The following is a 7,725-nucleotide window of genomic DNA, read 5'->3' as shown; positions in this document are numbered from 1 at the left end:
CGCGGCTTGCCGCGATCGGCAACTTGAAGTGCCCAAACCGGTCAAGCCGGTTTGGGTGGGTTTCCGGTTGGCGGACGCCCACCGCGTCGAAGCGCTTGTCCGTAGCGCCGCTACGCACGGCGCGCTTCTCCTTGTGGATCGCCTCGCCAGCCGAGAAACAGAATTGATTCAATCTCATCACAGAACGCTCTAGACCCCGTCGTCGGCGGTGCTCTTGGCCGCCTGCCAGATGGCCTCCATCTCGTCGAGCGAGGCCTCGGCGGGCGTCGTGCCGCGGGCGGCCAGCGTGCGCTCGATCAGCCTGAAGCGGCGGGTGAATTTGGCGTTGGCGGCCTGCAGCGCCGCTTCGGGCTCGAGCCCCAGATGCCGGCCGAGATTGACCATGGCAAACAGCAGGTCGCCATATTCCTCGGCGATATGGGCGTCATCGCCGCTCGCCATGGCCTGGGCCAGTTCGCCGGTCTCTTCGCGGATCTTGCCAAGGATCGGCGGCGCGGTGTCCCAGTCGAAGCCGACATTGGCGGCGCGCTTTTGCAGCTTGTGGGCGCGCATCAGCGCGGGCAGGGCGCGCGGCACGTCATCGAGCAGGGAAGGGGGCGTGTCGCCATCGCCCGGTTCGCCCTCGCGCATGGCCGCCGCGGCGTGCCGGGCGGCGCGCTCGGCCTTCTCTTCGGCCTTGATCGCCTCCCAGGCGCCCTTGGCGAGCGCCTTGCCGCGCGCGCCGTCATCGCCGAAGACGTGCGGATGGCGGCGGATCATCTTGGCGGTGATCGCGGCGACGACGTCGCCGAAATCGAACGCGCCTTGCTCCTCGGCCATGCGCGCGTGAAAGACGACCTGAAGCAGCAGATCGCCCAGTTCGTCCGGCAGATCGACCAGATCGCCACGCTCGATCGCGTCGGCCACCTCATAGGCTTCCTCGATCGTATAGGGGGCTATGCTCGCAAAGGTCTGCTCGACATCCCACGGACAGCCCGTCTTGGGGTCGCGCAGGCGCGCCATGATCTCGAGAAGGCGGGCGATGTCGCGGGAGGGGGTCATTGCGGTCCACAGTGTCCGAGCGGGTGTACAATGTCATGACGGCGGAGCCGACCAAGACCGTTGTGCACAACGAATCGATCGTCCATGCGTTCGACACCAGGCATCTTTCCACGACAAGGGGCAGGGACATGGCCATGACGAGCATTTTTGCGGTACTGGCAATCCTGGCGGCGGCCGCGCTGGTCTTCCTTCTCGCTTTCTGGCGGTTCGCGGACAGCCGGCGCGACCAGACCGCCCGCGACGAACTGCTTGGCCTTGCGCGCACCGATCCGCCGGCGCGCTTCGATCCGCAAATGGTCGCCGGCCTGCCCGAACCCGCAAGGCGGTATTTCCGCCATGTCATCGACGATGGTGCACCGCTCGGTCGCGCCGTGGAACTGGAGATGCGCGGCACGATCGGGCTTGGCGACAAGGCCGATCCAAGATACCGGCCGATGCGCGCCCGGCAGTTGCTGGTGCCGCCGCACGGGCTGGTCTGGCAGGTGGAAGCGGGCGGCCTTTCGGGTTCGGACGGCATCACGCCCGCCACCTCCTGGACGCGCTTCTGGCTGTTTCGGCTGGCGCCCGTCGTCCATGTTTCGGGACATGATCACCACCGTTCCGCATTCGGTCGGCTCATCGCCGAAGCGGCCTTCTGGTCGCCGGCAAGCCTCTTGCCGGGCGATCACGTGCACTGGGCGGCGGTCGACGATGAAACGGCGCGCGCGACGGTGCGGTTCGGGGACCAGGAGCAGGCCGTCGACATCACCGTCGATGACGACGGTGCGCCGCGTTCGGTGCGCATCGAACGCTGGAGCAACGCCAATCCCGACGGCGTCTTCCGGCTCCAGCCATTTGGCGGCCGATTGTCGGAGTATCGCGCGTTCGACGGCTACCGACTGCCCACCCGCGTCGAGGGCGGCAATCACTTCGGCACCGACGCCTATTTCCCGTTCTACAAGGTCGAGGTCACACGGGCCCGGGTCATCACGCCGGATCAGCAAGCCGCGGCGTGGGCAAGGGCGCAACCGGCGAAAGCGCCATGATGCATCCACCATCGACCGCCCGACCCTGCGTATTGTTGCATAAGATGGATTATGGAACTGAAATGGATCGCCGATAGGGGCTGTCGGGACGCTGGCAGGCCGTCAGTGCGGCTGCACCTGGATGACGTTCGCCCCGGTCGCCTCGCGCAGCCGCGCCGGATCGACCGCAAACACGCTGTCCGGCCGCCCGGCGGCGGCCCAGACCACGTCATAGCTCAGCAGCGTCTCGTCCATGTGGATCGGGATTGGCGCGAGATGACCGACCGGTGCGACGCCGCCAATGGCAAAGCCGGTTTCCTCGCGCACGCGGCGCCCGTCACACCGCTTCAATTCTAGCTCGTAAGTGCTTGCCAGAAAATCGAGATCGGCATTGTGCCGACCCGACACGAGCAGCAATGTAAGCGCGCCGGTGCGCGCGTTCTCGAAGACCAGCGACTTGACGATCTGGTCGACATCGCAGCCGCAGGCCGCAGCCGCGTCGGCAGCGGTGCGCGTCGACCGATCCATGGTCCTGAGCTCGATATCGAGACCGAGCGCCTTGGCCGCGTCGACCACGCGCGCCATGGACGAGCCTGGCTTGGGCGTTGCGGGCGCGCTCATGTCTCGATCACCAGCCCGTCAAAGCACGGCTCGACATGGGCGGGCGTCTGCGCCTTCACCGTTTCGTAGTCGAGCGGAATGTGCATGTGGGTCAGATAGGCGCGGCGCGGCTTGATGCGTTCGATCATGGCAAGGCTCTGGTCGAGCGACAAATGGCTGGGATGCTCGCGATATTGCAGCGCATCGATGATGAGCACGTCAAGGCCGGTCATGCTGGCCAGCGTTTCGTCGGGAAAGCTCGAAACATCCGGGCAGTAGGCGAAATCGGCAATGCGGAATCCGAGCGAGTGGATCGCGCCGTGGTTCTGTACAAGCGGGGTGAAGGTGAGGGGACCGCCCTGCCCCTTCACCGTGAACGGCGTCGGCGCGTCGATCCGGTTGTCCATCAGGATCGGCGGATAGACGCTGCCCTTCGGCGTTTCGAAGCAATAGCCGAAGGCCTGCTTGAGCCGGTCGGCCGTTTGCGCGTCGGCATGAATCGGCATCATCTGGCCCTGCGCCAGAACGAAGGTGCGCACGTCATCGATGCCGTGAATGTGGTCGGCATGGGGATGGGTGTAGACGATCGCGTCGATCTGGCTGACGCCGGAGGCGATCATCTGCGCGCGGAAGTCCGGCCCCGTGTCGATGACCACCGACGTCGTGCCGACGCCATTGTCCGCCTCGACGAGGACGGAAGCGCGGGTCCGGCGGTTCTTCGGGTTGTCCGGGTCGCACTGGCCCCAGTCGCCATTGGCGCGCGGCGTGCCCGGCGAGGATCCGCAGCCCAGCACGGTAACGCGCAATCGGCCCGTCTCAGCCATCGTGCCGGCTCACCTTCGAAAACAGCCGGTAGAAGTTCTCGGTCGTGCGCGCGGCGAAGGCCTCGAGCGGCTCGCCCAGATGATCGGCCAGGACCTGCGCGGTCTGGGCGACGAAGGCCGGCTCGTTGCGCTTGCCGCGATGGGGCGGCGGGGCGAGATAGGGCGCGTCGGTCTCGACAAGGATGCGATCGCGCGGCAGATCGGCGGCGATGGCGCGCAGGTCGTCCGAGCGCTTGAAGGCGGCGATGCCCGAAAAGGAGACATAGCCGCCCAGTCTCACGCCGGTCTCGGCGAGCGCCCGGCCGGAGGAAAAGCAGTGCAGAACAAAGGGGAAGGCGCCCTGCCCTTCGGTCTCCTCGGTCAGGATCGCGGCGATGTCATCGTCGGCTTCACGCGCATGGATGACGAGCGGCAAGCCCGTTGCGCGCGCCGCGGCGATATGGCGGCGGAAGCCCTCGGCCTGCGCCGCGCGCGGCGAATTGTCATAGTGGTAGTCGAGCCCGGCCTCGCCGATCGCAACGACGCAGGGGTGCTCCGACAGCCGGACGAGATCGTCGGCCGAAACGTCCAGCTCGGTGTGGGCATGGTGCGGATGCGTGCCGACCGAACAGAACACGTCGTCATGGGCCTCGGCGATGGGCAGCACCCGGCGGGAAAACTGGTGCACGCGGGTCGAGATCGTCACCATGCGCACGAGGCCGGCCGCCCGCGCGCGCGCGATCACGGCGTCGAGCTCGGGCTCGAAATCGGGGAAATCGAGATGGCAGTGGCTGTCGACGAGGATGGGCATCAGGCCCCCTGCCCGCCACTTTCCGCCTCCACATAACGCGGAAACACGCCTTGCGGCGCCGGCAGCGGCGTTGCGGGCACAAGCCGCGTTGCGATGTCGGCGAAGCCGCGCCGGTCTTCGGGCACGGCGACCAGATCGAGCAATCTCGCCGAGGCATCCGGCATGAAGGGCTGGGTCAGGATGGCGATGCGCCGCACCGTCTCGGCCATCGTGTAGAGGACCGTTGCCATGCGGTCGGGATCGGTCTTGCGCAGCACCCAGGGCGCCTGGGCGTCGATATAGCGGTCGGCCTGGGCGACCACGGCGAAGATCGCCTCGAGCGCCCTGTGGATCGCCTGCTCGGCCATCGCCGCACGCGCCGCATCCAGCGCCGGCAGCGCCGCGCCGATCAGCGCTTCATCGTCGTCGGTCAGCTCGCCATGGTCGGGCACCTTGCCGTCGCAGTTCTTTGCGATCATCGACAGCGAGCGCTGGGCGAGATTGCCAAGCCCGTTGGCGAGATCGGCATTGGTGCGCGCAACGATGGCGTCGTGGCTGTAGCTGCCGTCATTGCCGAACGGCACCTCGCGCATGAAGAAATAGCGCACCTGATCGAGCCCGTAGCGGTCGACCAGTTCGAACGGGTCGATCACATTGCCGACCGACTTCGACATCTTCTCGCCGCGATTGTTCAAGAAGCCGTGCGCGAACACCCGTTCGGGCAGCGCAACGCCCGCCGACATCAGGAAGGCGGGCCAGTAGACCGCGTGAAAGCGGATGATGTCCTTGCCGATGATGTGCGTCGCCGGCCAAAAGCGCCATGTGTCGGCGCCGGTGTCCGGAAAGCCGGCAGCGGTGATGTAATTGGTCAGGGCGTCGACCCACACATACATCACGTGGGCGTCGTCGCCGGGCACCGGAATGCCCCAGTCGAAGGTGGTGCGCGAGATCGACAGATCCTTGAGGCCGGACCTGACGAAGGAGATCACCTCGTTGCGCCGCTCATTGGGCGCGATGAAGCCGGGATTGTCCTCGTAGTGCTTCAGAAGCTTGTCGCCGTAAGCCGACAGGCGGAAATAGTAGCTCTCTTCCTCGACCCACTCGACTTCCGAGCCGAGCGGCTCGCGGCGCACGCCATCATCGCCGACCTCGGTCTCGCTCTCGTCGAAATAGGCTTCCTGGCGCACCGAGTACCAGCCGCCATAGGTATCGAGATAGATGTCGCCATTGGCCTGCATGCGGCGCCACAGTTCCTGGCAGGCAGCGGCATGGCGCGGCTCGGTCGTGCGGATGAAATCGTCGTTGGAGCAGCCCAGGGTCTCGACCATCGACCGGAACACCGCCGAATTCTCGTCGGCCAGCGCCATCGGCGTTATGCCGCGCTCCTCGGCGGCGCGCTGCATCTTCTGGCCGTGCTCGTCCGTGCCGGTCAGGAAGAACACATCCTTGCCGTCGACCCGCTGGAACCGGGCCAGCACGTCGGTGGCGATCGCCGTGTAGGCATGGCCGATATGCGGCACGCCATTGGGATAGAAGATCGGCGTGGTGATGTAGAACGTGTCGCCCATGGGCCCTTTTGTCCGCGGTGTGAGGATCGCGGCTGCTCTATCCCATTTGCGTTGCATTTCAAACCGAAAGGCGGCGGAAAACTCAGCTTGCGCCGGGGCCATGAAGAAGGGCGTGCGTGCGCGCCGCCGAAATCAGGAATTCCTGCCTGCGGTCGAGGCCGAAGCCCTCGGCCATGCGATGGCGTTCGGCCAGTTCGGCCTGGAAGCCGGCGATGCGCCGTGCCCTGTCGTCCTGGCCGCTTCGGGCCGCCTGGCGCGCCCGCTGCTGCAGTTGCAGTTCGATGAATTCGCGCAGCAGCGCGTTGTGCATGTCCTGGCCGCGCGTGCCGGCGACATCGGCCAGCCGGTGCGCCAATGGCGTATCGAAAGCGGGCGCATCGAGCAGTTGCTTGAGGTTGGCATGGAGCTCGTTGCCGCCGTAAAGGGCCATCACGATTGCCCTGCGCGGGCTGCCGCCGGAGAGTTCGGCCAGCGCCGGGCGTTCCCCGGCCGCAACGGTGCCGGGCGCCACATGCGCGATCACCGCAAGGACATCGTCACCGCCCAGCGGGGCGAAGCGCACGCGCTGGCAGCGTGAACGGATCGTCGGCAGGACGCCGCTCGCGCCATGTGCGATGAGCAAAAATCGCGTATTTTCAGGTGGTTCTTCGAGCATCTTCAAGAGCGCATTGGCCGCCGAGCGCTGCATGTCGCCGACCGGATCGACGATGACGATGCGCGGTGCGTCGACGCTGGCGGTCATCGCCAGGAAGCGGCCGACGCGGCGCACCTCATCGACGGTGATCACCGTCCGGAAGCCGCCGCCACGGTCGTTGGCCGGGCGCGTGAGGTGCATCAGATTGGGGTGGGCGCCCTGGACGATCTGCCGCCAGGCGGGCGTTTCGGGGCGCGGTTCGGGCAGAACGTCGCCGTCGAGCGGCTCGCCCGACAGGAGCGCGCCGGCCAGGTGAAAGGCGGCGGTCGCCTTGCCGATGCCGTGCTCGCCCTCGAGGATCAGCGCATGATGCCCCTTGCGCGCGATCGCCATCAGTTCGGCGATTGCACCGTCATGGCCGACAAGGCGCGTGGAGGCGCGCGGCGGCGGCACCCCTTCGAGCGCGTCGTGGGCGGCGGGCCCCTGCCCGTCCTCCGGCGTGACGCTCATTGCCGGTCGTTCGGTCGCAGCGCCCGGCCCGGCGCCGCGGCCCGGTCGCCTTCGGCTCCGGCGAGATCGTCCTCGTCCTCGTCACCGGCGACGAGCGGTTCGACCTCGGCCCAGACGCGGCGGGCCACCGTGGCGGGCGTGCCATTGGCATTGATCAGGCGGCATCGCTCGGGCTCGGCATCGACGATGGCGCGGAACGCGGCGCGCCGCGCGCGATGAACGTCGACATCTTCGCGTTCGAAGCGATCCTCGGGCGTGTCGCCGGCGCGGCGTGCGGCGGCGCGGGCAAGACCGATTTCCGGGTCGAGATCGAGCACGATCGTCAGGTCCGGCACGGTGCCGCCGACGGCAACGCGCTCGAGCGCGGCCATGAAGCCCGAATCGAGTTCGCCGCTCATGCCCTGATACACGCGCGTGGAATCCATGAACCGGTCGACGATGACGATCTCGCCGCGCGCCAGTGCCGGCTCGATGACCTGCTCGACATGATCGCTGCGAGCGGCGGCGAACAGGATCGCCTCGAGCGCCGGGCCGAAGCTCTCAAGCGCCGCCTCATCGAGCAGGATGTGGCGGATCGCCTCGGCGCCGGGCGTGCCGCCGGGCTCGCGCGAGACCGTCACCGCAAGGCCCTGCTCGCGCAGCCGCCTGGCCAGCCGGCCGATCTGTGTCGACTTGCCGACGCCCTCCCCGCCCTCGAACGTGATGAACAGACCGCCGCCCTCGGCCTGCCGCTCGGCGGCGGACCGGGGCGGCGAGACCATGGCAAGGCCGTCCG

8 protein-coding genes are annotated in these 7,725 nt (G+C 67.5%); 1 reads left to right on the top strand and 7 read right to left on the bottom strand.

Annotated features, from left to right (window positions below):
* Positions 1–189: 189 nt before the first annotated feature.
* Positions 190–1,041, bottom strand: a complete 852-nt coding sequence (gene mazG / locus RBB34_RS16270) for a nucleoside triphosphate pyrophosphohydrolase (RefSeq protein ID WP_306120291.1) — start codon at positions 1,039–1,041, stop codon at positions 190–192.
* 134 nt (positions 1,042–1,175) lie between these two features.
* On the opposite strand from mazG, the gene RBB34_RS16265 reads away from it, so the two are divergent.
* Positions 1,176–2,066 carry a DUF6544 family protein gene (locus RBB34_RS16265; protein ID WP_306120290.1) on the top strand — a complete coding sequence of 297 codons (891 nt, stop codon included), beginning with the start codon at positions 1,176–1,178 and terminating at the stop codon, positions 2,064–2,066.
* Between the two features lie 102 nt (positions 2,067–2,168).
* Here RBB34_RS16265 and RBB34_RS16260 read toward each other — a convergent pair whose 3' ends face one another.
* The 6 genes from RBB34_RS16260 to tmk are packed head-to-tail and all read right to left on the bottom strand — an operon-like array spanning position 2,169 to position 7,711.
* Entirely contained in the window at positions 2,169–2,666 is a 498-nt protein-coding gene (locus RBB34_RS16260) for a YbaK/EbsC family protein (protein ID WP_306120289.1), read from the bottom strand.
* Positions 2,663–3,469, bottom strand: coding sequence for an MBL fold metallo-hydrolase (locus RBB34_RS16255; RefSeq protein ID WP_306120288.1), 807 nt, complete (start codon positions 3,467–3,469; stop codon positions 2,663–2,665). The genes RBB34_RS16260 and RBB34_RS16255 overlap by 4 nt, the downstream gene beginning before the upstream one ends.
* On the bottom strand, positions 3,462–4,253 hold the full coding sequence (locus RBB34_RS16250) for a TatD family hydrolase (RefSeq protein WP_306120297.1): 792 nt from the start codon (positions 4,251–4,253) through the stop codon (positions 3,462–3,464). Before RBB34_RS16250 ends, RBB34_RS16255 begins: the two co-directional genes overlap by 8 nt.
* A 5-nt stretch (positions 4,254–4,258) precedes the next feature.
* Positions 4,259–5,863 (bottom strand): methionine--tRNA ligase, encoded by a 1,605-nt coding sequence (gene metG, locus RBB34_RS16245; RefSeq protein WP_306120287.1) that lies wholly within the window; start codon positions 5,861–5,863, stop codon positions 4,259–4,261.
* Positions 5,864–5,888: 25 nt separating this feature from the next.
* Complete coding sequence (locus RBB34_RS16240) at positions 5,889–6,950, bottom strand: DNA polymerase III subunit delta' (RefSeq protein WP_306120286.1); 1,062 nt, start codon at positions 6,948–6,950, stop codon at positions 5,889–5,891.
* Entirely contained in the window at positions 6,947–7,711 is a 765-nt protein-coding gene (gene tmk / locus RBB34_RS16235; RefSeq protein WP_306120296.1) for a dTMP kinase, read from the bottom strand. The genes RBB34_RS16240 and tmk overlap by 4 nt, the downstream gene beginning before the upstream one ends.
* Positions 7,712–7,725 lie beyond the last annotated feature (14 nt).

It is taken from the genome of Roseitalea sp. MMSF_3546 (assembly GCF_030732865.1).
GTDB lineage: Bacteria > Pseudomonadota > Alphaproteobacteria > Rhizobiales > Rhizobiaceae > Roseitalea.
This window is presented reverse-complemented; position numbering and strand designations above follow the sequence as displayed.

Bases quoted from the DNA above. Each gene is read 5' to 3' on its own strand.
- mazG (WP_306120291.1), bottom strand. From the start codon at position 1,041: ATGACCCCCTCCCGCGACATCGCCCGCCTTCTCGAGATCATGGCGCGC.
- RBB34_RS16265 (WP_306120290.1), top strand. From the start codon at position 1,176: ATGACGAGCATTTTTGCGGTACTGGCAATCCTGGCGGCGGCCGCGCTG.
- RBB34_RS16260 (WP_306120289.1), bottom strand. From the start codon at position 2,666: ATGAGCGCGCCCGCAACGCCCAAGCCAGGCTCGTCCATGGCGCGCGTG.
- RBB34_RS16255 (WP_306120288.1), bottom strand. From the start codon at position 3,469: ATGGCTGAGACGGGCCGATTGCGCGTTACCGTGCTGGGCTGCGGATCC.
- metG (WP_306120287.1), bottom strand. From the start codon at position 5,863: ATGCAACGCAAATGGGATAGAGCAGCCGCGATCCTCACACCGCGGACA.
- RBB34_RS16240 (WP_306120286.1), bottom strand. From the start codon at position 6,950: ATGAGCGTCACGCCGGAGGACGGGCAGGGGCCCGCCGCCCACGACGCG.
- tmk (WP_306120296.1), bottom strand. From the start codon at position 7,711: ATGGTCTCGCCGCCCCGGTCCGCCGCCGAGCGGCAGGCCGAGGGCGGC.